24 protein-coding genes are annotated in these 24,356 nt (G+C 57.0%); 14 read left to right on the top strand and 10 right to left on the bottom strand.

From position 1 onward, the window contains the following. Positions 1-10 precede the first annotated feature (10 nt). A complete protein-coding gene (locus ACUN9X_RS01520) occupies positions 11-1,543 on the bottom strand; it encodes a DUF4331 domain-containing protein (RefSeq protein ID WP_445471977.1) in 1,533 nt (510 codons plus the stop codon). A gap of 213 nt (positions 1,544-1,756) precedes the next feature. Here ACUN9X_RS01520 and ACUN9X_RS01515 point away from each other — a divergent pair, with 213 nt between their 5' ends. The 5 genes from ACUN9X_RS01515 (at position 1,757) to ACUN9X_RS01495 (ending at position 5,788) form a co-directional block, all read left to right on the top strand. Beyond that, complete coding sequence (locus ACUN9X_RS01515; RefSeq protein ID WP_260037052.1) at positions 1,757-2,311, top strand: sigma-70 family RNA polymerase sigma factor; 555 nt, start codon at positions 1,757-1,759, stop codon at positions 2,309-2,311. Next, on the top strand, positions 2,308-3,012 hold the full coding sequence (locus ACUN9X_RS01510; RefSeq protein ID WP_445471976.1) for an anti-sigma factor: 705 nt from the start codon (positions 2,308-2,310) through the stop codon (positions 3,010-3,012). The genes ACUN9X_RS01515 and ACUN9X_RS01510 overlap by 4 nt, the downstream gene beginning before the upstream one ends. A gap of 195 nt (positions 3,013-3,207) precedes the next feature. Next, positions 3,208-4,215: a methionine ABC transporter ATP-binding protein gene (locus tag ACUN9X_RS01505; protein WP_445471975.1), complete on the top strand. Its 1,008-nt coding sequence runs from the start codon at positions 3,208-3,210 to the stop codon at positions 4,213-4,215. Then, positions 4,215-4,880: a methionine ABC transporter permease gene (locus ACUN9X_RS01500; protein ID WP_260037365.1), complete on the top strand. Its 666-nt coding sequence runs from the start codon at positions 4,215-4,217 to the stop codon at positions 4,878-4,880. The genes ACUN9X_RS01505 and ACUN9X_RS01500 overlap by 1 nt, the downstream gene beginning before the upstream one ends. A gap of 122 nt (positions 4,881-5,002) precedes the next feature. Beyond that, a complete protein-coding gene (locus ACUN9X_RS01495) occupies positions 5,003-5,788 on the top strand; it encodes a MetQ/NlpA family ABC transporter substrate-binding protein (protein ID WP_445471974.1) in 786 nt (261 codons plus the stop codon). A gap of 108 nt (positions 5,789-5,896) precedes the next feature. Here ACUN9X_RS01495 and ACUN9X_RS01490 read toward each other — a convergent pair whose 3' ends face one another. Then, on the bottom strand, positions 5,897-6,550 hold the full coding sequence (locus ACUN9X_RS01490; RefSeq protein ID WP_445471973.1) for a peroxiredoxin: 654 nt from the start codon (positions 6,548-6,550) through the stop codon (positions 5,897-5,899). Between the two features lie 206 nt (positions 6,551-6,756). Further along, a complete protein-coding gene (locus ACUN9X_RS01485; protein ID WP_260037046.1) occupies positions 6,757-8,118 on the bottom strand; it encodes an alanine/glycine:cation symporter family protein in 1,362 nt (453 codons plus the stop codon). A gap of 312 nt (positions 8,119-8,430) precedes the next feature. Here ACUN9X_RS01485 and ACUN9X_RS01480 point away from each other — a divergent pair, with 312 nt between their 5' ends. Continuing rightward, entirely contained in the window at positions 8,431-9,351 is a 921-nt protein-coding gene (locus tag ACUN9X_RS01480; protein WP_445471972.1) for an alpha/beta fold hydrolase, read from the top strand. Positions 9,352-9,358: 7 nt separating this feature from the next. Here the strand turns inward: ACUN9X_RS01480 and ACUN9X_RS01475 are convergent, their stop codons facing one another. Further along, a complete protein-coding gene (locus ACUN9X_RS01475) occupies positions 9,359-9,799 on the bottom strand; it encodes a VOC family protein (RefSeq protein ID WP_445471971.1) in 441 nt (146 codons plus the stop codon). A 207-nt stretch (positions 9,800-10,006) separates the two neighbouring features. After that, the gene (locus tag ACUN9X_RS01470; protein WP_260037042.1) at positions 10,007-10,168 is read right to left on the bottom strand and encodes a hypothetical protein; all 162 of its coding nucleotides are present in this window, start codon (positions 10,166-10,168) and stop codon (positions 10,007-10,009) included. 447 nt (positions 10,169-10,615) lie between these two features. Between ACUN9X_RS01470 and ACUN9X_RS01465 the strand changes: the two genes are divergently transcribed. The 4 genes from ACUN9X_RS01465 to ACUN9X_RS01450 all read left to right on the top strand — a co-directional run bounded on the left by ACUN9X_RS01465 (position 10,616) and on the right by ACUN9X_RS01450 (position 15,559). Further along, positions 10,616-11,047, top strand: a complete 432-nt coding sequence (locus ACUN9X_RS01465; protein WP_260037040.1) for a CBS domain-containing protein — start codon at positions 10,616-10,618, stop codon at positions 11,045-11,047. 225 nt (positions 11,048-11,272) lie between these two features. After that, on the top strand, positions 11,273-12,385 hold the full coding sequence (locus ACUN9X_RS01460) for an S-(hydroxymethyl)glutathione dehydrogenase/class III alcohol dehydrogenase (RefSeq protein ID WP_260037362.1): 1,113 nt from the start codon (positions 11,273-11,275) through the stop codon (positions 12,383-12,385). Between the two features lie 103 nt (positions 12,386-12,488). Then, positions 12,489-13,325 (top strand): S-formylglutathione hydrolase, encoded by an 837-nt coding sequence (fghA, locus tag ACUN9X_RS01455; protein ID WP_445471970.1) that lies wholly within the window; start codon positions 12,489-12,491, stop codon positions 13,323-13,325. 149 nt (positions 13,326-13,474) lie between these two features. Further along, positions 13,475-15,559: a bifunctional metallophosphatase/5'-nucleotidase gene (locus tag ACUN9X_RS01450; protein ID WP_445471969.1), complete on the top strand. Its 2,085-nt coding sequence runs from the start codon at positions 13,475-13,477 to the stop codon at positions 15,557-15,559. A gap of 35 nt (positions 15,560-15,594) precedes the next feature. On the opposite strand, the gene ACUN9X_RS01445 is transcribed toward ACUN9X_RS01450, so the two are convergent. The 4 genes from ACUN9X_RS01445 to ACUN9X_RS01430 all read right to left on the bottom strand — a co-directional run bounded on the left by ACUN9X_RS01445 (position 15,595) and on the right by ACUN9X_RS01430 (position 18,617). Next, positions 15,595-16,494, bottom strand: a complete 900-nt coding sequence (locus ACUN9X_RS01445; RefSeq protein ID WP_445471968.1) for a DUF6279 family lipoprotein — start codon at positions 16,492-16,494, stop codon at positions 15,595-15,597. A gap of 58 nt (positions 16,495-16,552) precedes the next feature. After that, positions 16,553-17,233, bottom strand: a complete 681-nt coding sequence (locus tag ACUN9X_RS01440) for a type 1 glutamine amidotransferase domain-containing protein (protein ID WP_445471967.1) — start codon at positions 17,231-17,233, stop codon at positions 16,553-16,555. Between the two features lie 66 nt (positions 17,234-17,299). Further along, positions 17,300-18,154, bottom strand: coding sequence for a phosphotransferase (locus ACUN9X_RS01435; protein ID WP_445471966.1), 855 nt, complete (start codon positions 18,152-18,154; stop codon positions 17,300-17,302). 4 nt (positions 18,155-18,158) lie between these two features. Then, a complete protein-coding gene (locus ACUN9X_RS01430) occupies positions 18,159-18,617 on the bottom strand; it encodes an acyl-CoA thioesterase (RefSeq protein WP_445471965.1) in 459 nt (152 codons plus the stop codon). A 229-nt stretch (positions 18,618-18,846) separates the two neighbouring features. On the opposite strand from ACUN9X_RS01430, the gene ACUN9X_RS01425 reads away from it, so the two are divergent. Then, complete coding sequence (locus ACUN9X_RS01425; RefSeq protein ID WP_445471964.1) at positions 18,847-19,884, top strand: GGDEF domain-containing protein; 1,038 nt, start codon at positions 18,847-18,849, stop codon at positions 19,882-19,884. Here ACUN9X_RS01425 and ACUN9X_RS01420 read toward each other — a convergent pair. Then, a complete protein-coding gene (locus tag ACUN9X_RS01420; protein WP_260037026.1) occupies positions 19,811-21,211 on the bottom strand; it encodes an MATE family efflux transporter in 1,401 nt (466 codons plus the stop codon). The two genes, ACUN9X_RS01425 and ACUN9X_RS01420, sit on opposite strands and share 74 nt — an antisense overlap. Positions 21,212-21,426: 215 nt before the next feature. Here ACUN9X_RS01420 and ACUN9X_RS01415 point away from each other — a divergent pair, with 215 nt between their 5' ends. From ACUN9X_RS01415 to ACUN9X_RS01405, 3 genes are all read left to right on the top strand, one after another. Then, positions 21,427-22,338, top strand: a complete 912-nt coding sequence (locus ACUN9X_RS01415; protein WP_445471963.1) for an alpha/beta fold hydrolase — start codon at positions 21,427-21,429, stop codon at positions 22,336-22,338. 163 nt (positions 22,339-22,501) lie between these two features. Further along, on the top strand, positions 22,502-23,227 hold the full coding sequence (gene folE, locus ACUN9X_RS01410) for a GTP cyclohydrolase I FolE (RefSeq protein ID WP_260037023.1): 726 nt from the start codon (positions 22,502-22,504) through the stop codon (positions 23,225-23,227). Between the two features lie 52 nt (positions 23,228-23,279). Further along, positions 23,280-24,158, top strand: coding sequence for a DMT family transporter (locus ACUN9X_RS01405; RefSeq protein ID WP_260037022.1), 879 nt, complete (start codon positions 23,280-23,282; stop codon positions 24,156-24,158). Positions 24,159-24,356: the final 198 nt, after the last annotated feature.

The following is a 24,356-nucleotide window of genomic DNA, read 5'->3' as shown; positions in this document are numbered from 1 at the left end:
GACGGACTCCTCAAGGGGTGTTGGGGTTAGGTGAACCAGCGATCGGGGTGCCCAGATAAGGGAACTCGGCCAGCAGCTGAGTACGATCAACCACGGCACCGTCGGTCAGGGGCGCACCGCCATTGGGATCTGTTTCACCAAAGAACGGCAGAAGAGCGCCGATAGCCGCGCGTAACTCGATATCGACCACGTCATCCACCGGGCGGCGACCGTTCGGGAAACCCGAGGTTTCCAGTGCCAGCAAACCCAGATCATCCTGGTTGGCGGCTGATGGATCAGCTGCCGGAGTAGCCGTGTTCAGACGCAGCATTTCGGATGGTTTGACACCCTCGGGCTGGTTGGAAAACAGCACACCGCCACTGCCATCAGGCAGACTCACACCGGTCAGGAATGTGGCGACCAGATCCTTGCGTGGGAAAACCTGTGGCTCAGCAGTACCCGCCACAATATTGAGAAGCTTGGGCAAGGTCGGGTTGGTGGCATAAGTTGCGAACTGGCCATCAGCATCAGGCTCGGACGCATTGAAGCGATCCTTGTCCTTGAGGCCAATAATTACCTCGTTGACCAGTGGCATACCGAGACGTGAAACCTGGGTATAGGCGCCGCCTTCAACGGTTGCACCCTTGCCATCAGCCGTAGGTTCAGGGTTGATAACGCGGGCCTGGCGCACACTTGCAGTGGTCCAGCCACCAATCACGGGATCGCCCCCAGCGGTCATGGCTGTGCCGGTCAGGCAGGTGGTCGGTACTTCCAGAGCGAATGACGTGACGTTGGCGTCAGCGAGTTCATCCAGCCCTTGATCGCGTGCACCTGTCGGGTTGGCGATATTGACCAGGTCAAAAATCTCGCCAAGATTTACCGCGAAAGCCTCTTTGCGCTGACCCACAAAGACCTGCCCGTTGCCACAGCCGGGAATGGCCACGTCATAGATGTGATTGCCTGCATAGGCGGCATAGTCCGGAATGGACTTGGTGCCGATGTTATCGAGCGGCTTGCGAAACGTCTCGGTGCCGGTCGATACATTGGTTGCCGTCTGGCTGGCACCGGTTCGACGATCACCACGAATGACCTTGACGGTATATTCCTGACGTACCTGAACGCTGTCAGTGGCGTCTGCACCGGGACCGATCCCGCCGATATTTTTCAGCGGAACTGAAACCATCTGGCCACCAATGTCCAGCTGGAGGTCTTCGGTGATATCGTTGAACTTGAACTGAAAGGTAATGTCTTCTTTGGCATTACCTGAATTATCGATATGGATTTCATATATGGCATCATCATCCAGATCGAAGTAGTTCGGGCCACCGTAGGCATCCTGCAGCGGCAGATAGTTGGCGATCAGGGTAATGGTGTTTTCATGTCCCGGCTGGTAACTGCGGAACATGTAGAAGTCCGTACCATCGACTTTCGGAGTCTCCGTGATAAAGGGAGCTTCCCGATGGCTGGAGGCAAAGCTGAGGCCGGTAGTGAGACAGAGCCCGGCGATCGTAACAGCAAGCGCTGAGCGCTTGAGCGTTTTTGATCGGTTGAGAATAGCGTCCATTGTCCTTTCCTCTGCTATTTTAGTTCGGTGTTGTTGTGATGTCGGTGCAGCGAGTGATAAGTGCTGCCCTGAGTCCGTTACGGTCCCGAATCATCGAAAGTTGCACTTCGAAAATATAATTTTGTAAGCGTCACCAGGCCGCATCCCGATCATCTTCCGAGACGTAGTGATGCTGCCTGACGAATAAAAACGACTGCGACGAGAACGATTTTTATGGCGGTTGAATCAGGTCAGGAAGAGTTGATAACGCTGTTGGCAGGTGTTGCCCGGCATGACCGGAGTGCCTTCAAAAAGCTGTATGAATGCATGTCCGGCCGAATGTTCGGGGTGTGCCGCAAGCTGGCGGGGCAGCAGGAGCTGGCCGAGGAAGCGCTGCAGGATGCGTTCATTCGCATCTGGCACCATGCCGGGGAATATCACAGTGAGCGGGGGTCGCCGCTGAGCTGGATGTTGACCATTGCACGCTATCGCACGCTGGATCTGATGCGAGCGCGCAAGGTGCGGCAGACCGCCGGCGACGACATGCTCGAGACGATAGCGGATGATTCCGCCAATCCGCTCGATGAAACCCTGCGTGCTGACGGCGCATCGGCTCTTAACGGTTGCCTGGAAGAGCTCAGTGATTCCCAGCGGGACAGTGTGTTGCTGTCCTACTACAAGGGATTCACCCATGAAGAACTGGCAACGGCAATGAGTACTCCTATCGGCACGGTCAAAAGCTGGATCCGTCGGGGGTTGCTGGCGCTGAAGAGGTGTCTTGAACGATGAAAAAAACGCCTGAACGAGTTGAACGTCTTGCGGCAGAGTATGTGCTGGGCACGCTGACTGGCGGGGCCCGTCGACGCTTTGAGCGCTGGATGATGGAGTCCTGGGCGATCCGGCAGGAAGTCTGGTTCTGGGAACACAAACTGGGTGAACTGGCTGCCCGGGTACCACCGGTGGCGCCGCCGGCATCGGTCTGGACGCGCATCGAACAACGGCTGTGGCCGGAGCCAACATCAGCCAAGGCCTCCACTGGCGGGTGGAACTGGCTGTGGGCCGGCTGGAGCCTGATGGCGACCGCAGCAGTGATGGTGATGGCGGTATTGCTGATGCAGCAGCCTGAACCATCCAGGCAGCCTCTGTTGTCTGGCGCCGTGGTGCAAAAAGATACTACCGATCCGCTCTGGCTGGTTGCTGAAAGCGGTGAACCCGGCCAGCTCAGGCTGAAACCGGTCGCCGCCACGCCTGCCGAGGGCAATCAGGACTACGAGCTGTGGGTGGTGCCTGAAGGCGATGGCAATCCGATGTCGCTGGGTGTGATTCCGGTGGGCAAGGATATGCTGCAAATCCGTCTGTCGCCGGAAACCCGTGCGGCTCTCAGCGTCTCCCGTACGCTGGCCATCAGTCTTGAGCCCAAAGGTGGTTCGCCAACCGGCGCACCAACCGGGCCGATTCTGCATATCACCAAGCTGCACCCGCTGGAGTAAAAGGCCGACTGCTCTGGCTGTATCTGGCTGTAGTTGTTGGGAGGAAGGCTTGATTTAACGCCATCCTCCCAGTAGCTCACGCTTCCGCTATTATTCTCTGACAAAACGGAACCTGATTGCGGCTAGCCCCGATTCGGGTTCCGGAGCTGCCTGCTGTATACTGCGCGCTTATTTTTGCAGCTTCAGAGATGCCACGTGATTGAACTTGATCAGGTCCACAAGGCTTATGAGGTGGAAGGGCGGGCGATCCCTGCTCTGAAATCCACCAATCTGGCCATCCAGAATGGCGAAATCTTTGGCATTGTCGGCCACTCCGGTGCGGGTAAATCCACGCTGATACGGTTGATCAATATGCTCGAGCGCCCAAGCGGCGGGCGTATTGTTGTCGATAATGAGGATGTCACAGGCTACGCCTCTGACAGCTTGCGGGCGTTTCGTCGCAAAGTCGGCATGATATTCCAGCATTTCAATTTGCTGTCCTCCAAAACAGTCGCCGATAACATCGCGTTCCCGATGAAACTGGCCGGCATCTACTCCCGCGAGGAGATCCGCAGCCGGGTCGCCGAACTGGTCAAGCGTGTCGGGCTTGAAGACCACGCCAAGAAATACCCCTCCCAGTTGTCCGGCGGCCAAAAGCAGCGGGTTGGTATTGCCCGCGCTCTGGCATGCCGTCCGACCATTTTGCTATGCGATGAGGCGACCAGCGCGCTTGATCCGCAAACGACCCAGTCGGTATTGCGACTGCTGGCGGATATCAACCGCGAGCTGGGTCTGACGATTGTTCTGATTACCCACGAAATGGATGTAGTGCGCCGGATTTGCGATCGCGTGGCCGTGATGGACGCCGGAGAGATCGTCGAGATGGGCACGGTAGCGGATGTATTTCTGCACCCTGAGCATCCGACTACGCGGGATTTTGTGTTTGAGAGCGAGCACATTGATGAGCGCGAGCAGCAGGCAGACTTTGCCCACGCAGAAGGCCGTATCCTGCATCTGACATTTCGGGGCGAGTCTACCTACAAGCCGCTGTTGGGCAGCATTGCCCGTCAGACCGGAGTCGATTTCAGCATCCTGTCGGGTCGGATAGACCGGATCAAGGATATGCCGTATGGCCAGCTCACACTATCTCTGGTTGGCGGGGATCTGGAAGCCGCGGTGGCGGCGCTTGATGCGGCTGATGTACACGTGGAGGTGCTGCGATGATGGCTGATCTGTTCAGTAATGTTGACTGGCTGGAAATCGGCTGGGCCAGCTGGGATACCCTGGTCATGGTCGCGGTATCGCTGTTTTTCAGTATTCTGTTCGGTCTGCCGATAGGAGTGCTGTTGTTCCTGACCGGCAAACGCCAGCTTCTCGAACAGCCTGTGGCCTATGCCGCATTGTCGTTCGTAGTGAATGTGCTGCGCTCGGTGCCGTTTATTATTCTGCTGATCGTGATGATTCCGGTCACGGTGATGATGATTGGTACCTCTCTGGGTGTGGCGGGCGCTATTCCCCCGCTGGTCGCCGGTGGTGCCCCTTTCTTTGCGCGTCTGGTTGAGACCTCGCTGCGTGAAGTGGATCGGGGCATTATCGAGGCTACTCAGGCGATGGGGGCCACGGTACGTCAGGTGATCTTTGGTGCCTTGCTGCCCGAAGCATTGCCGGGGCTGATTGCCGGCATTACGGTGACTGCGATTACGCTGGTTTCCTACGCGGCTATGTCGGGGGTAATTGGCGGCGGTGGTCTGGGTGATCTGGCGATACGTTTCGGTTATCAGCGATTCCAGACTGACGTGATGGTGATTACTGTGGCACTACTGGTAATTTTTGTGCAGTTGTTGCAGATGGCGGGCGACCGGTTGGTGTTGCACTTCAGTCGCCGCTGATCATCAGGCTGGCGAACAGTAACGATTGCTGATGACGATAGAAAATGACACGCGATAGTGGCTGTTCCGGGGAGTGATACTCCTCGACAGGACTGTCCAAAATAATGACACGAGGAAAACCGATGAAACTGAACAAGATTCTGACGCTGGCGGCATCGCTGGTCGCATTTTCGTTCTCCGCTCAGGCGGCTGAGAAGCTGAGCGTTGCAGCAACCGCTGTTCCTCACGCTGAAATTCTGGACTTCGTCAAACCTGACCTGGCCGAGCAGGGAGTTGAGCTGGATGTGAAGGTGTTCACTGACTACGTTCAGCCCAACATTCAGGTGTCCCAGAAGCGGATGGACGCGAACTTTTTCCAGCACCAGCCGTACCTGACGTCATTCAATGAAGGCAAGGGTACCGATCTGGTGAGCGTTGCGGGTGTGCACGTCGAGCCGTTTGGCGCTTACTCCAGCAAACTTAAATCCCTGGACGAGCTCGAAGAAGGCGCGACCATTGCCATTCCAAATGATCCGACCAATGGTGGCCGTGCGCTGTTGCTGCTGCAAAAGGCTGGCATCATCAAGCTGAAAGACGGAAGCAAGATCACAGCAACACCCCGTGATATCGCAGACAACCCGCTCGACATTAAATTCTATGAGCTGGAGGCGGCCACTCTGCCGCGTGTGCTGGATCAGGTCGCAGTGGCGATGATCAACACCAACTACGCGCTTGAAGCGGGTCTGAACCCGACTGAAGATGCGCTGGTTCTGGAAGGCTCAGAATCGCCTTACGTCAACATCCTGGTAGCGCGTCCGGATAACAAGGACAGCTCGGCAATGAAGAAACTGGCGGCTGCACTGACCAGTGACAAGGTGAAGACGTTTATCAAGGAAAAGTACAAGGGCGCGGTTGTTCCGGCTTTTTGAAGCCCGAATACCGATGTTCTGATACATTAAAAAAACCCGGCTCAGGCCGGGTTTTTTAATGTCCGCTACTTTATTCCTGCCAAACAGTCTGCAGGAATGGCAACCCGATCAGTTGCCGCTCCAGTTGGATTTGGGGTCTGGAGTCATACGCAGATAAGGTTTAACCGCTTTGTAGCCTTTCGGGAACCGTTGCTTGATCTCGTCCTCGTCCTGCAGCGAAGGCACGATCACCACGTCTCCGCCGGACTCCCAGTTGCCGGGGGTCGCGACCTTGTGTTCGTCAGTCAGCTGCAGCGAATCAATGACGCGCAGTACTTCGTTGAAGTTGCGCCCGGTGCTGGCCGGATAGGTGATCATCAGCCGTACTTTCTTGTTCGGATCGATTACGAACAGTGAGCGTACCGTGAGGCTGTTATCGGCATTGGGATGGATCATGTCATACAGGGTCGATACCTTGCGGTCGCCGTCCGCGATAATCGGGAAATTAACCTGGCAACCCTGGGTTTCGTTGATATCGTTGATCCAGCTCTTGTGAGATTCGGTGTCGTCAACGCTCAGTGCAATCGCCTTGACGTTGCGCTTGCTGAATTCGTCCTTGAGCTTGGCTGTGAGACCCAGTTCGGTCGTGCAGACCGGAGTGAAGTCAGCCGGATGTGAAAAAAGAATGCCCCAGCTGTCGCCCAGCCATGAATGGAAGCTGATTTTACCTTCGCTGGAATCCTGTTCGAAATCGGGTGCAGTATCGCCTAAACGTAAACTCATTGAATATCCTCCTGATCAATGTGTAACGCCGGACCCCGTCCGGCGCGCCTGCTCTCGGTAGTGCGCTGAATCATGCGCTGCGTATCAATATGAGGGTCCTTCCGCTCACATCCAAATACTGTATTGAATCTAGCTTATAACCGGCAACCGTGACGCCTGTGATCTTCGTCGCCCAGGTTGCCGAAAAGTTCCACCTGCGGTTCCTGTTATACCGGCTTACCGGCCTGACGTGCGAAGTGCTCCCGGGTCAATCTGAAGACGACCGGGCTCAGTAGCGCCAGCGCGATCAGGTTGGGGATCGCCATCATCGCGTTCAGGGTATCGGCAATCAGCCAGATCAGCCCGAGATTGGATGTGGCGCCGACAGGAATCGCGATAATCCACAGCACCCTGTAAGGCCAGATGGCTTTCACGCCGAACAGATACTCGATGCACCGCTCTCCGTAGAACGACCATCCCAGAATCGTGGTGAAGGCGAACACCGCAAGCGCGATAGCGACAACGTAGTTGCCAAAACCGGGCAATGCATCGGCAAATGCAAGTGATGTCAGTGCCGCACCGGACTCACCATCGGTCCACAACCCCGAGGTGATGATGACCAGCCCGGTTATGGAACAGATGAGGATGGTGTCAATAAAAGTGCCCAGCATCGCCACCATACCCTGATTGATCGGGTTTTTGGTTTGGGCAGCGGCGTGTGCAATGGGCGCTGAGCCCAGCCCGGCTTCGTTCGAGAATATACCGCGGGCAACACCAAAGCGTATGGCGGCCCATACGGCTGCACCGGCGAAACCACCCTGGGCGGCAATCGGGCTGAATGCATGCTTGAACACCAGCGTCAGTGCATCGGGAATGGCCGTTGCGTTAATGGCCAGTACGAGCAGACCAATTGCCAGATAGGCAATCGCCATGAAAGGCACAAGAGCGCTGGCGACCTGCCCGATACGCTTGATACCGCCTATCAGCACCATGCCGACCAGCACCATCAGCACCAGGCCTGTAAGCCAGGTGGGCACGTTAAAGTTAGTCAACACCACATCTGCAACGGAGTTGGCCTGCACCGTGTTGCCGATGCCGAAACCGGCGATTGCACCAAATAAGGCGAACAGGGCGCCCAGCCAGGCCCATTTCGAGCCAAGGCCATTACGGATGTAATACATGGGGCCGCCCACGTATTCGCCTCGCTCGTCCACTTCGCGGAAGTTCACTGCCAGCACGGCTTCGGAATACTTGGTCGCCATGCCCACCAGCGCTGTCAGCCACATCCAGAACAGCGCGCCGGGCCCGCCGAGAAACACTGCAGTGGCGACGCCGGCAATGTTACCCGTGCCGACTGTGGCTGAGAGTGCCGTCATCAGGGCCTGAAAAGGGGGGATCTCGCCGTCCTTCTCGGAACCGGTGGCGCTGCGCCCTTGCCACATCAGGCGAAAGCCGGCGCCCAGCTTCAGAATCGGCATCAGCTTGAGGCCGATGCTCAGGAACAGCCCGACGCCAAGAATCAGTACCAGCATCGGCGGCCCCCAGACGAGGCCATTGATGGAAGTGATAACGCTGGATAGTGCGTCCATAAACCAGAGCTCCTTATTTGGGGTGGGATCTGCAGAGGCGTGCGAACCGGAGTATCGGTAACGGCATCGATGCTGACCGGGAATACGTGCAGATTCAGACCCGGAAAGTATAGACCTCTTTTTTTCGATATGCAGGAATAACTGATACTAAACAATATGATAGCTGCATATTTTTCTGTGCGTCATTGCCGCAACTTTCAATTCCTGCGTGACCTGGGTAACGGGAAAACTGCCAGGAAAAGATATGGATTATCGCCCACAATCGCGTAATCTGCTCATAACGTGAACATGCCGTGGCAGGAGTAAGAACCCGTGAACAGCGCAGTTGAACGCCATCCCCCGAAGACCCAAACGATTCAGGTCAACGGCCTGTCCTTTTTTGTGGAGACCCGGGGGAATCCTGAAGGTGAACCGGTGCTCTTCATTATGGGCCTCGGCGCGCAGATGACATTGTGGCCGGAGGCGTTGCTCAATGCCTACGCGGATGCCGGTTACCGGGTCATCCGGTTTGATAACCGGGATATCGGGCTATCAAGCCAGGTCAAGGCGCGCCTTAACGGTCATCCGCTGGCGGCCATGGCCCGGTATCGTCTGGGGCTGCCACTGGCCGCACCCTATACCCTGCATGATATGGCAAGAGACGCCTGCGGAATTCTGGATGGGCTTGATATTACCCGGGCCCATATCGTGGGTGTGTCAATGGGTGGCATGATCAGTCAGATACTGGCGGGGGACCATCCGTCTCGCGTGCGCTCGGCAACTCTGATCATGACGTCAACCAACAGTCCGCGACTGCAATTGCCCAAGTTGCAGCTGATTGTGAAGCTGGCGGGCGTCGGTGCAAAAGGACACGACGAAGAGGCGGTGGTTAATCGTTCGCTGGCGTTCTGGAAAACGATCCAGGGCACGGTGCATCCGACGCCATTGCAGGAGGTGCAGGAGCGACTGCGTTCCGATTTCAGGCGCAGCTATCACCCGGCCGGCATACTGCGCCAGACCCGGGCGATTCTCGCGACCGGCAGTTTGTCGTCAATCACCCGCCGTATTCGCGTACCCACCACGATTATTCATGGTACGGCAGACCCGCTGGTGCGCCCGGGAGCGGCTAAGCAGCTGCAATACCTTGTTCCCCATGCCCGGCTTCAACTGATTAGCGGCATGGGCCATGACCTGCCCGAGCCGGTGTTGCATGAGATTGCCAAATCCGGTCTGGCGATGATGGCGTCGGTTTGACGCTGGATTACCAGCTGCCGGTATTCTCCATATCCTGCCAGGGCGCCCGAGGTGGTAAGGCATCCCCTTTCTGCAGAAGCTCGATTGAAATATTGTCAGGCGAGCGGACAAAGGCCATATGGCCATCCCGGGGTGGTCGATTAATGGTCACACCGCCGGCCTGCAGTTTGTCGCACAGGGCGTAGAGATCGTCTACCCGATACGCCAGATGGCCAAAGTTGCGCCCACCATCGTAGTCTTCAGGATCCCAGTTGTACGTCAGTTCTACCATCGGCGCGCGATCGTCCAGAGCGCGTTGTCTGTCATCTGGTGCAGCAAGAAACACCAGCGTGAAGCGACCCTTTTCACTGTCTTTGCGGCTGATTTCTTCCAGCCCCAGCAAATTGCAGTAAAAATGCAGGGAGGCATCAAGGTCTTTGACGCGGACCATAGTGTGGAGATATTGCATAACGGATGTCCTGTGGTCAGATGAATGCACTGACCATTATGATCGGCAAATGGTGGCACAAATGAAAGCAGGGCGTTTTCTGGCGAAATAAGGCAAAAGATGAAAAGGAAGGCAAAAAAATAGCCAGCTCAAATGCCTTTGAGCTGGCTATCGGGCGGGAATACTCAAAATGAGATTCCTCCGTTTTGGTTACTCTCATACGCTGAATTAGCGCTGGCGCAGAGCAGCCTTCAGGCTACGGGACTGTGCCGGACGATTCAGCGCTTCCAGACTCAGGGTCTGACGACGCTCAACAGCTTCAACGCGCGAATGTTCTGGCATAACCACACGGTTACGACGGAAACGAACGGTCAGGTCAGATAAACGCATAATACACCTCCAGTTGAACTAGCTATCCCAGGAGTTCGAGAGAACGATCCTGTTCAACGCCTAGTAAAATAATATGTAGTAAAGACGCTGCAGTGGAGGCCACGCGCGTCACCCTGAAAGAACTCAGGGTGCGATTGGGAAGAAGTCCCTCAACGCAGGTGAAATGTACGGCATACAAGGGCTTCGGAGCAATAAGTAGTAAGCGAATATTGTGTCAGTTTGTGTGGATTTGAGTTACAACATGTGCATTCTGATGATAGTGAATGGTGAAGTCTCTTTATAGGCCATCGCCATGGTCGTTATCTGATAAATGTATTTCCCTATCGGCTGGTCTTTGCCTAGTTTTAAAGCATGGCTGAGTGTTTTGTCGGCCAGTTTGCAGCGCGGATTATCCAGCGGTTCCGGAATAATCAGTAACGCGCAGACCCAACAGGCGGGAGACGAGATATGAGATCACTCACTGCAGGCGATGTGATGTCCAACCACATTGAACCTGTGCGTTGCGGCACACCGCTGGGCAAGGTTGTGGAAACGCTCTTGCATCACCATGTCACCGGCCTGCCGGTGGTGGACGACAAGCGGCATGTTATAGGCTTTATATCTGAGCAGGACTGTATCCATTCGCTGCTGGTCACCAACTACCATTGCGAAGGCGATCCAACGGTTGATGACGTGATGTTCAAAACACCGCTGACCATTTCACCGGATGTTTCAGTGGTGGATATTGCCCAGAATCTGGGGCGAGACAAGCCAAAAGTGTATCCTGTTGTTGATGAGGGCCGATTGGTCGGGATTGTCACCCGAACCGCCATATTGACGGCACTGGCCCGCAATGGCTGCGACATGGAGTTGCCCCGCTTTGTCACGGAAGCGGACTGATCGCGTTCGTCGGTGATGCCGGCCCGCCCTGCTGATTCGGGCTCGGCTGTTTAGAGCCCCGAACGCCGCGCTTGCCGGCTATGCCGGGTTGTCCGATACAACAGACTGACAATGATCGCCCGTGCGGCTGTGCCGCGGCGGGTGTTTTTCTTTGAGCGCCGGCGTGATGCGCGTCGCGCCGGTTGCCGAATCACTGTGACTGACCTCTAACCAAATTGGAGCAGGATTATGAAATCAAGAGCCGCCGTAGCCTGGGAAGCGGGCAAACCACTGGTAATCGAAGAGATTGATGTACAGGGCCCCAAACAAGGCGAAGTGCTGGTTCGGATCGTAGCAACGGGCGTTTGCCACACGGATGCCTACACGCTGTCCGGTGCAGATCCTGAAGGGAACTTCCCGGCGATTCTGGGGCATGAAGGCGGCGGTATCGTCGAGGAAGTCGGGCCGGGGGTGACATCCGTTAAACCAGGCGATCACGTGATTCCGCTGTACACGCCGGAATGCGGTCAGTGCAAATTCTGCCTGTCTGGCAAAACCAACCTGTGCCAGGCCATTCGCAGTACCCAGGGGCAAGGGTTGATGCCCGATGGAACCTCGCGTTTTTCCATGAATGGCAAGCAGATCACCCACTACATGGGCACCTCGACTTTCTCTGAATACACGGTCATGCCTGAAATTGCGGTCGCCAAAGTCAGCAAGGAAGCCCCTCTGGATAAGGTCTGCCTGCTGGGTTGTGGTATCACGACCGGCATCGGTGCCGTGCTGAATACCGCGAAAGTAGAGCCGGGCTCTACCGTTGCCATTTTCGGCATGGGCGGCATCGGCCTGAGTGTGGTTCAGGGTGCGGTGATGGCCAAGGCTTCGCGGATCATCTGTGTGGATATCAACGAGGAAAAATTCGAGATGGCCCGCATGCTGGGCGCAACCGATTTCGTGAATCCGACTCAGTTTGACCGCCCGGTGCAGGAAGTGCTGGTGGATATGACCGACGGCGGTGTGGATTACTCATTTGAGTGTATCGGCAACGTCAATGTCATGCGCTCGGCGCTTGAATGCTGCCACAAGGGCTGGGGCGAATCCGTCATTATCGGCGTGGCCGGTGCCGGCGAAGAAATCAGCACCCGTCCGTTCCAGTTGGTGACCGGCAGAAGCTGGCGCGGCAGCGCGTTTGGTGGCGTGAAAGGCCGCACCGAACTGCCAGGCTATGTTGATCGCTACATGAAAGGCGAAATCAAGATTGACCCAATGGTCACCCACACCATGGGTCTGGATGATATCAACAAGGCCTTTGACCTGATGCACGAGGGCAAGAGCATCCGTTCGGTCATCATTTACTGAGGCCTGATCCGACATTGCCCGGGCCGGGTGACTGACACCGGTCCGGTACTGGCCGGCGGCAACCAGACGCTGCCGGACACGCTATTTACCGGAGACATCTCTCATGGAATTGCTGTCTATCAACCGGAGTTCCGGTGGTGAACACCGGCGCTACCGGCACCATTCCGACGTGCTCGACTGCGATATGGATTTCGCTGTTTATCTGCCGCCGCAGGCGGAAAACAAGGACGTGCCCGTGCTCTACTGGCTGTCCGGCCTGACCTGCACGGATGAAAACTTCATGCAGAAGGCCGGTGCCCACCGCCGCGCAGCCGAGCTGGGCATGGCCATTGTCTGCCCGGATACCAGCCCACGTGGCGTGAATATCCCCGGAGAAGACGACAGTTACGACTTCGGCAGCGGCGCGGGCTTTTACGTTAACGCGACCGAGGCTCCCTGGGCGTCACATTACCGGATGTACGATTACGTAGTGACCGAATTGCCAGAACTGGTCGAATCGAATTTCCCGGTCACGGATCAGCGCGCAATCAGTGGGCACTCCATGGGTGGTCATGGCGCACTGGTGACAGCACTGCGCAACCCAGGCCGGTACACTTCGGTGTCAGCATTTTCGCCTATCTGTCATCCCACGGCATGCCCCTGGGGCCAGAAAGCACTGGGTGGCTACCTTGGCGACGACACCGCGACTTGGGAGGCCTACGATGCGACTCTTCTGGTACCAGCGGCGGAAGAGCGCCTGCTGCTATTGATTGATCAAGGCACTGCTGATCAGTTCCTTGAAGAGCAGTTGTATCCGGAATCGCTGGTTGCAGCCTGTGAAGCGGCGGGTCATCCGATCAATCTGCGGATGCGCAAAGACTATGATCACAGCTATTTCTTTATCTCGTCATTTATTGGTGAGCATCTTGATCACCATGCCAAGGCCATTGGTCTGATTTAAGCGGCGTGAGGTTGCGATCGGGGCCGGCCTTCGCGCCCTGATCGTCCGACCCGCCCGCATAGGTGTCACTGGCCTGTCATCGTTCTGCCATTCCCCTGTCGTCTTGGTTCTCTAGCGTGTCGTTACTAAAAACACGCTGGAGAATTTTGATGAAACTGACGAAAACCCTGTTATCTCTTGCCGTCGGCGCATCGCTGCTGGCTCTCGCTGGCTGTGGCAGTGATAGTGACAGCGATGATGAAGAGGATACGTCGGATGTCTATACCCTGCAGTTACTGCATTTCGCCGACGTGGACGGTGCGCCCGGTGCAATCGACGAAGTGGACCGGTTTTCAGCGCTTGTAGAAGCCTTTCGGGGAATGGAAGACAACACCCTGCTGGTGAGCTCCGGCGACAACGTGATTCCCGGCCCGCGTTACTTCGCGGCAAGCGACAGTTCGCTCGCGGATGAGCTCGGTGTGCCGGGCAACGGCCGCGCGGACATTGCGTTCATGAACGCGCTCGGCGTATCGGCGTCCGTTATCGGCAACCATGACCTGGACGGTGGTCCCGCTGAATTTGCATCGATGCTGACCGCTGAAACCGACGGCGACAATCGGTACGAAGGCGCGGCATTCCCGTTTGTGTCTGCCAACCTTGATGTGTCTACCGAATCCAGCCTGGCGCCGCTGGCAGTCGCCGGTGGGCAGGCGCCCGCCAGCGTTGCCGGTAAAATTGCAGCTTCTGCGATCGTCACGATTGGCGGCCAGCAGATTGGTATCGTCGGTGCCTCGACGCCTGCACTGGCCTCCATTACCAGCACTGGCAATATCACCATTACACCGCCGGTGGTAGCGGACGAAAACGCGCTCTATGACGATTTGGCTGCTGTGATTCAACCGGCAGTGGATGATCTGGTCGACGCCGGCGTTAACAAAGTCGTATTGCTCGCACACATGCAGCAGATCGCCATCGAGAAAGCGTTGGCCACGCGCCTGAATAACGTAGACGTGATCGTTGCCGGTGGCTCCAACACCTTGTTGGCCGACAGCGACGATGATCTGCGCACGGGTGACGTCGCCGCCGATAACTATCCGCTTGAGTTTGAATCGCCCGCTGGCGAGCCGGTACTGGTCGTAAACGTGGATGGTGACTACAAGTATCTGGGGCGCCTGGTGCTTAGCTTCGATGAGAACGGCGTGATTGATACCGGCGCGCTTGATCCGGCCCTCAACGGAGCCTGGGCTTCAACCGATGCAATGGTACGGCAGTTGATGGGAACGGTGGACTCGCGGGTTGCGGCTGTTTCTGCAGCGATTCGCGATGTCCTGGCTGCGCGGGACGGCAATATTCTTGGCCAGACCTCGGTCTATCTTGATGGTCGTCGTGAGCAGGTCCGCACACAGGAAACCAACCTCGGTAATCTGAGCGCTGATGCCAACCTCTGGTACGCCCAAAAGTTTGATGCCAGCACGGTAATTTCGCTTAAAAACGGCGGCGGTATCCGTTCTGCGATTGGGCAGGTGGTGCAGCCACCGGGCTCTAACGATCCGGCTGATGCACAGTTTGAACCGACGGCAGCGAATGCGACCGTAGGCAAGGAAACTGGGGATGTATCCCAGTTCGATATCGAAGGTTCCCTGCGGTTCAATAACAGCCTGGCGCTGGTAACGGTAACCGGCGCAGAGTTGCGTGATCTACTGGAACACGCCGTAGCAGCGTCCGCTGATGGTGCCACGCCTGGACAGTTTCCGCAGATTGCCGGTATGCGCTTCAGCTTTGACCCGGCAATGCCGGCTAGGACGACCTCCGATACCAACACTGGAGCGTCGACAACCGGCCAGCGAATTCGTAGTCTGGTGGTTGAAACCGGCGCTGGTGATGTCGTGATCGTCCGTAATGGTGTTCTTGAAAATGGCGGTACGACATACCGGTTGGTGACGCTGGGCTTCCTGGCGGGTTGTATGCCGACAGCAACTGAAGTTGGCGCGGCGAGTTGTGGTGACGGCTATCCGTTCAAAAATCTGACTACAAATCTGCGATCAGAACTTTCTGAGGAAAGTAGCAGCAACGACCCGGGGCTGGCCGACTTTGCCGGTTATGGCTCCGAGCAAGACGCGATAGCAGAATACCTGCAGGCCGAGTTCGACCCTGCCGGTACGCTGTCTTTCAGCAAGGCTGAAACCGACGCCGCGACTGATGAGCGGATTCAGAACCTGGCAGTGAAAACTGTGGATACGGTGATCGTGCCCTGATCGTTTCAGACGTACCTTAGTGGCCCGGCGGCTGTTCAGGCCGCCGTCGGGTGACGCTGATCACAGCGTAGTGTCTCAAAATCTTCCCGCAGACTGTCGATTTCGTCCCTCAGGTGAACCCTTTGATCTGGCGTTGCAGCGTTCATCAGGTCGGTGATCAGTTGCGCCAGTGCTGGCCGGCTTTGTTTCAGCATCAGCCGGTATTCCTCGCCGCGGTAGGCGCTGCTGTTCGTGACCAGTTGACGAATGCGTCCGGGAAAGTCCGGTTCTGTTCGGTCTTCCAGCGCATCAAGCAAGGCGGCCTGCCAGCGTGCTCTGCCATCAAACCAGATTTCAGTCTGACGCCCTCTTTCAGCATTCCATTGCGAGATGATGGCGCGTTGGGTCGGCATCAGCGGCCCCAGCCAGCGTTCCGCTCTTTCCCGCACCCTTTCTTCACGTTTTTCGAGCTGCTCCTGAGGGTCTTCTGACAAGAGCTCTTCTTCCCGCTCCTGACGCTTCTCTGCCATTGTTTCGGCCAGCGCTTCGACCTGTGAGTCTGTCAGGCCTGCGAGCAGTTCGGTTGTCGCCGGGGTTATTTCGATCAATAGCCTGTCGATGGCATCAAACAGAGCGTCCTGCTGTGCCAGTACCGTTTCGGATTGAATGGGGGGTGTGGCGATGTGGTTGCGGAGCTGGTCGAGCCATTGTGTGTATTGCGGCAGCTCTGACTGGCAGTGCCAAGCCAGTAATTGATCGACCTGCTGGCTGAGGCGGTCTTCCTGAGGATCGGTCAGGGGGATGAAATCGTCTACCCACCAAACGATGGCCCAGTCCAATTGGCGGTAAGCAAGTGTGGTCGAGCTGCAGCCGCTCACCAGCAGGGCAATCAGGCCGATGATAGCGGTGTATCGGCAGCAGCGGGTGGAAGGCGGTGTCCCCTGAATGTGCGGCATAGGCCTTTCCGGTAAGTAAGATCAGGCCCCTGCCAGTGCAGGGGCCCTGGGCTCTGGTTTACGCTGTCAGGGCATTCAGTACCGCTTTGGCTGCGGCTTCTGAAGATGCCGGGTTCTGCCCGGTAATCAGGCGGCCATCGGTGACCACATAGGAAGCCCAGTCGTCGCCCTTGCTGTACACACCACCATTTTCGCGCAGCATGTCTTCCACCAGAAAAGGTACCACGTCAGTGAGCTGAACGGCTTCTTCTTCCGAGTTAGTAAAGCCGGTGACCTTACGCCCTTTCACGAACGCCTCGCCAGAGGCGTCTTTCACATTTTTGAATACGCCTGGCGCATGGCAGACGGCGCTGACGACCTTGTTCTGTGCGCTGGCGGTTTCTATCAAACGAATGGAATCACGGTCGTTGGCAAGGTCCCACAACGGACCATGACCACCAGGATAGAAAATCGCGTCGTATTCGTCAGCTACTACTTCTGACAGCCGCGTCGTGGTTGCCAGCACATGCTGGGCTTCCTTGTCATCCTTGAACCGGCGTGTGGCGTCAGTCTGTGCGTCGTCGGTGTCGCTGTTAGGATCCAGTGGTGGTTGGCCACCGGCTGGCGATGCGACTGTTATCAGCGCACCGGCATCTTTGAATGTGTAGTAGGGGGCCGCAAATTCCTCCAGCCAGAAACCGGTTTTGTGGCCGGTATCGCCCATTTTATCGTGGGAGGTCAGCACCATCAGTACTTTCATATTGCGCTCCTTATGTTCGTTTCAGCGTTTATCCGTTACATCGTCACGTCACACACTAACGTAATATTAGACCGGTCGTCTAGTTTGCTTGTGATTCGGTCTGCCACAATCTGAGTGGGCCGAGTTCAGCCAGTTATCGAGGCGCTCTGCGCTGTTGTGGGTTAACGCCGGATTGGCGGCGAACCAAACCACTTCCAGCGCGTCCATAATGCGGGCGGCGATTACCAGGTTATCTACGCTGAAACCGGTCAATTGGGCCAGTCGTTCTATCTGGCGTGGATTGAGGGCGAAGCCGTTGATAGCTGAACCCGCGTCAAGGCAGGGATCGCCAAAGCCCGCGAATTCCCAGTCCAGCAGTGTCCAGCCGGATGATGACAGGATGAGGTTACCGGGGTGCCAGTCGTGGTGGCACAGCACCCGTCGACTTGGGGGCTGGTAGTGTTCGAGCAGCTGTTCAACGGCTGATCGTGTTGCCTGGTGTTGCGGGCAGCGCGTGGCGAATCTGAGCAACAGGGTCGGGATATCGGTTTGCAGGGAAGGCACCGGCGTCGTTTCGGAACAGGCATGCACCGACGTCAGTGCATGCGCCAGCCAGTGCAGCCGGGTCAGCTCGCCACCCACGGGTGCGTCACCCCCAACCCAGTCGGTGACCATCAGGTTATTGGAGGCGTAGCGCAGGTGCGGGGCCCACGGGTTGTCGGCGATGAGGTTGAGCATGGCACGCTCGCGCTGGTGGTCGACTCCCAGAGGCTCCGGATCGGGATGATTGACTCTCAGCGCAAGGTCGCCTGACGGATGCCGGACCTGAAACAGGGTATTGCAGAGCCCGCCTTCAACCGGGCAAATCTCGGCTTCCCGCAGATGCCGCTGCCAGTGCCCCGGGAGTTCCTCAAGTGCGCGTTCCAGCGCCGTCTCATACATGGGGTTATGCCTGCTCTCCGGCGTGACTGATCATCACGCCCGGCGCACCGGTTATCAGTTTTTGGCGAATGCCATCCGGTACCGGCGTTTTTGCTGCAGCGCTGGGCTTGATCATAACGTAGGTGATCTCGGCATTTGCTACAGCGCGTTCTTCCCCGAAGGTGTGAAACGCCAGATGCACAGTGAATGAGGTATTGCCGAGCTTTCCCGGCTCGATCCTGGCGCACAGCACGTCATCAAAGTGCGCCGGTGATTGCCAGTTCAGTGTCATGCTGACCACCTGAATATCCAGATCCTGATCCAGCAAAGCCTGATAGTCACCGAACAGTGTGCGGATATATTCGTTGACCGAAATGTCCACATAATCGGCGTAGCGGGCATTAAAAACGACGCTCTGGGCATCACATTCGCCATAGCGAACACGAAAGCGAAATTCGAACGGAACAACTGCCGATGCCGACATAAAGGATTCCTTTGTATGCTGAAAAATGAAACATCACGTAAACGTTTGGCAAAATGCAGTTAAATGCCTTTAAAAACAGCGAAATGCCGAAAACACTTGATTGTAAATTTTAGTAGCTTGCACTACCTTTTTCTGATTTTCAGGTTAATCTAGATCAATACGGTTCCATAACAATAACCAAAAAACGGGGCGCACCAGAAACCGCCCGGCTCACTGGCACTCGGCAATTATGTTTTACCGGTTACGTCATGACTTTCATCTGTCGATCATTACCATGCTCGGCGCCTGCGCTGTGTTCGGTGTTACGCCGTTTGCTATTTACCGCTTGTACAGCGGTAACCTGGCTGGCGCGTTGGTTGACCTGTTTATATTGTTCACAATCTGCTTCACCGTTGCCTACGCTTGGGTTACGGGAGATAACCGCCGCAGTGGCTTCTATCTTGCGCTGCTTTCCTGCGCTGGCGGCACGGCAGTTGCCATCATGCAGGGCGATGTCGGCATTTTCTGGCTGTTTCCTGCGTTTATTACCAGTTTCTTTTTGACTGAGCCTCGGATAGCCGTGGGGTTGAACTTACTGGCTATTGGTGTACTGGCGTTTCAGCCGGTCGTATTTGACTCACAAGAGCAGATGCTGGCGTTCGTCACTACCAGCATTGTGGTCAGCTGTTGCACCTACATCTTTGCACAACGGGCAGCGCACCAGCGTAGGCGCCTGGAAATGCTCGCCACACACGATCCTTTGACAGGGGTCAAGAACCGCCGGGCAATGGAAGAGGATATGGCCGCGGCCGTTTCGCAGTTCACACGCAGCCAGATGGATTACGCGCTGATCATCCTCGATCTGGATATGTTCAAGCGGATAAACGACCGCCACGGCCATGCCGTCGGTGATGAGGTGCTGGTGGATTGCGCGCGGCTGATCCAGCGCAATACCCGGCGAAACGATTGCCTGTACCGGTTTGGGGGTGAGGAGTTTGTCATCATCATGCCGGGCGTGAAACCGGCCGGTGTGCGGGCGGTGGCCGAAAACCTGCGGCATAAGCTGGAAGCCGAGCTGGCCAGCCCGTCAGGGGCGGTGACGGCATCCTTTGGTGTGGCATCCCTGTTGGGAAGCGATAACGCTGACAGCTGGATTGCGCGGGCCGACGGCGCCTTGTATCAGGCCAAGACTGAAGGCCGCAACCGGGTTGTCATTATGGCGCGACGTCAGGATGCGTCGCCGGAAAACGATACAGGCGCGCCCCCAGAAGTAGTCCCGCTACTGTAAGCCCCACCGTTAGTCCAACCCAGAATCCGGCAGCCCCCATAACCGGCACGATCCGGTCGGTAAACGCCAGTATCCAGCCCAGCGGCAGCCCCACGCCCCAGAACGAGAACAACATGATAAACATCGGAATACGGGTGTCCTTGTAACCCCGCAACGCACTGATGCAGGTGACCTGGGTGACATCGGCGATCTGGAATATTGCCGCGTAGAGCAGTAAGGCCCTGCTCACTTCCTGCACCGCCTCATCGCCGGTGTAGAGATGGGCAATCAGGTTTGATCCGAAGAACAGCACCGAGCCGAATACCAGAGCAATCGCAAGCGCAAGCAGAAGGATGGTGCGCGCCAGTAACTGGGCGGTATCGGTCGCTCGGGCGCCGACCAGAAAGCTAATGCGCAGCGTCAGTGCCAGCCCAAGACTCAGCGGTACCATGAAAAACAGCGAGACGACATTGAGCGCGATCTGGTGGCCGGCAACGGTCACCGGACCCAGCGGCGCCAGAAACAGGGCGATGATGCAGAACATGCTGGCTTCAATGAAAATTGTGAAGCCAATGGGTACGCCAAGGCGCAGGATGGTTTTGATGGTTTCCGGGTCGGGTTTGACCCAATCCTGCAGCAAGTGAAACTGGCGGTAGGCTGCGCTGCGATTAAGGTATAAAAACATGGCAAGCGCGGCTACGCCGTTCGAGATGGAGGTGGCCCAGCCGCAGCCAATGCCGCCCATCGCCGGCACGCCCAGTTTTCCATAGATAAAAATATAGTTAAGCGGCAGGTTGATCAACGTGCCCAGTACCGAGAATGCCATGATGACTTTGGTATGGCCCAGGCCATCGGTCAGTCCGCGCAGGGCCATCATGATCATCATGGCTGGCACACCCCAGGCGAACGCGTCCAGATAGCCCTGCGTGATGTGGGCGGTGTGGGTATCCAGGTTCAGGGCATCGAGAATCGGCCGGATATTCATCAACAGGGCGATCATGAGCACCGACGATCCGATCGCGATATAGATGCCCTGCCAGGTCACGGGCATGATGCGATGCAGTTCCCGGGCGCCGCGGTGACCGGAAATAATGGGCTGCAGTGCGCCGAGCAATCCCATAAACAGCAAAAAAAGCGGCATCCACAAGCTGCTGCCGATACCGACAGCGGCCAGATCTTCGGCGCTGGCATGACCTGCCATGACCGTATCAATCACACCGTTTGCCATTTGGGCCAGTTGTGCCACCAGAATCGGGCCGCCCAGCAGGCACAGGGTCTTCCACTCGGCGAGTGTCCGGACTAGCAGACTTTGGCGCGCCTCGGGTATTGGTTGTGCGTTCTCATCCACGGTAGACAGGATCCATCGGCAATTGGGCGGGTAACAGAATAGCCGGCCAGATTAACACGAAGCCGAGCCGCTTGAGCGGATTGGCGTATCAGGGATTAACGCAGTTGATGTGCGTCACCTGGTGGTCGTCATCGCCCGCGCCTGCTGACAAAATCTGGGCATTTGTTATGGCGCCAGCTAATCTCTGGTGCGTGAACGATTGACCTGACAGAAGGATGAGTCCGATTAGCATACAGCCCGATATGGATAGCCATGACCGTTGCCTGCGGCTGCGTGATGGCCGGAAGCTCACCTATACCGATCTTGGTGATCCTGAGGGTATACCGGTATTTTTTGCTCACGGAATGCCCGGCTCCAGGTTGGAGGGCTGGTTTTTCCACCAGCAGGCGCGTCGCCATCATTTCAGGATTATTACTCCGGATCGCCCCGGTATCGGTGGTTCGACCTTTCAACCCAACCGGACATTGCTGGACTACCCGCGGGATGTGGAGCAGCTGGCGAATGCGCTGGATATCGAGCGTTTCATCCATGCCGGCTGGTCGAGTGGCGGCACCCGCACCCTGGCTTGCGGTTATGCCTTGCCCGAGAGAGTCATACAGGCAGTGGTGATGTCATCCTATACCCATTTTGAAGAATACCCGGGAACCCGGGCCTTCCTGCAGGCCACGCGCTGGCCCGGACCAAAGCTGGCCAAAATGGGCTTCAGCATCATGCGCGCCGCAGTCGCCGTTGTTGTCTGGCTGGCTCAGCGGCATCCGGGCTTTTACTTTCGGGAGGCCCGGCACATGATCAGCGAGCAGGATCGGGAACTGCTCAGCTCGTTTATGCACAATCAGCTTTTTCGGCGCGACCAGGCGCTCTGCCTTGCCAGCGGTGGTCGTGCGATAGCGCAGGATTTGCAGACCGAACTGCTCGACTGGGGGTTTGTTCTCAACCAGGTCGGGGTGCCGGTGATGTTGTATCAGGGGGATCAGGATCCATTTGTGCCAGTCGAGTATGCCCGGCACATGGAGAGTCACTTGCCTGATGCCGATCTGACGCTGATGCCGGGAAAAGGGCATCTCTATCCGTTATCGGAAGCCTTTCAGAGCACGCTATTTGAACGCCTGAGGCAAGTTGCTGGCTGATATTTGCGCTCTTTTTTTGCGCTCAGCGCCAAGGATAACGATAATCGGCATCCTGTTTGTCATCGTTCCGCCGTGGAGTGCAGAGTTGACGGGTTTCATCCATTTGCCAGTTTCCACGTAAATAGCGCTGATGCAGCCACACAATCAGGGCAGAGGATATCCCATGTCGCAGTCTTCCCAGCAGTTGTCCCCTTCGCCGGTCCCTGAGGCTCAGGTTACCGCTATTCCCAACCCGCCTGTTGCCGAGCCGGTGCTCAGCCCGGAGGCGCATGCCGTGCGGACTGCGCTGATTGAATCGGGTTTGGAAACACCGATGACCGCTAACGGCCTGTCCCGCGACCAGAAGGTCGGTCGAATCGCCGAGCTGATGACTGGCGTGGCGCAGACCTTGGGTCTGGACCTTGCGGACGACAGCCTGACCGAAACGCCGGAGCGGATTGCCCGCATGTATGTCGATGAGCTGTTCTCGGGGCTTGATTACAGCGCCTTCCCGAAGATCACCCAGATTGAGAACAAGATGGGGGTCGAGGAGATGATCAAGGTGCGGGATATCGGCCTGATCAGCACCTGCGAGCACCATTTTGTAACCATCGACGGCGTCGCCCGCGTGGCCTATATGCCGAAGAACAAAGTGATCGGGCTATCCAAGATCAACCGGATCGTCCGTTTCTTTGCCCGCCGGCCGCAGGTGCAGGAGCGTCTGACCCACCAGATTCTGGTGGCGCTGCAAACTCTGCTCGAAGTGGAAGATGTGGCGGTGCATATCGATGCGACCCATTACTGCGTGAAAGCGCGCGGCGTAATGGATGGCAGTTCGCGCACCGAGACCATTGCACTTGGCGGCCGGTTCAAATCCGACCCGGCGTGTCGTGCCGAATTTATGGCCTGATCACTTATACCAGGCTCACCTTTCCGGTTAGCTGTTAGCGCAAGGTTGTTGCATGGGACTTCTGGTTTTTGTCACGGTTCTCTGGGCCGTTTCGTTCAGTTTGATTGGCGAGTTTCTCGCCGGTCACGTCGACAGTGATTTCGCCGTACTCAGCCGTGTCGTGTTGGCGGGGCTGGCTTTTCTGCCGCTGACCCGCTGGCGGGGCGTTCGCTGGGAACTCAAAGCCGGTGTTTCTATAGTGGGCGCGCTGCAGTTCGGGATCACCTATCTGTGCCTTTACCGGTCGTTCGCCTATCTCAGCGTGCCGGAAGTGTTGCTGTTCACTATCTTCACGCCGCTTTATGTCACGCTGTTTGATGATGCGCTCAACCGCCGTTTTTCACCGATGGCGCTGGTGGCGGCTGCCATTGCCACGCTGGGCGCCGGCATTATCCGTTACGACGGGCTGAGCAACGATTACCTGACGGGCTTTATTCTGCTGCAGGTTGCCAATGCCACTTTTGCCGCCGGGCAAGTGGGCTACCGCCACCTTGTTCAGCGGTATCCGACCGATATTCCGCTGTACCGGTTCTTCGGCTATTTCTATGCCGGTGCGCTGGTGTTTGCACTGCCTTCGTTCCTGTTGTTCGGCGATATCGCCCGCATGCCGTCTACGCCTTTACAGTGGGGCATTCTGGCGTGGCTGGGGCTGGCGGCGTCGGGATTGGGGCTGTTCCTGTGGAACCGCGGTGCCTGCCTGGTAGACGCGGGCACCCTGGCCATAATGAACAATGCGCTGGTGCCGGCAGGCCTGATCGTCAACCTGCTGATCTGGAACCGTGATGCCGATCTTGGCCGTTTGATGCTGGGCGGATCGGTGATCGCCTTGTCACTGTGGCTGAACGTTCGCTTCTCCCGCCGGGCGCACCTCGGGTTGGCGGCCAAAGCCTGAGAGGGCGAGGGTCGCCTGTACCTGTAGCCGAAGTTACAGCTTTGGTGGAGCCGCAAGGCTCCAGAGTTAACCCCGCCGTATCGCGTGATACTTTTGTGAAGTCTGGTCTATAAATTCTTTACTTCCCTGTGATGCCCCTGTGAGCCCCGTCTTTCATTCTGCATGCTGTGAACTCAGGCCGTTTACCGATTAAGCAGG

The sequence above is a fragment of the Marinobacter sp. V032 genome, assembly GCF_052645435.1.
Note: the sequence above shows the minus strand (reverse complement) of the source record. Positions and strands in the feature narration are given on the sequence as shown.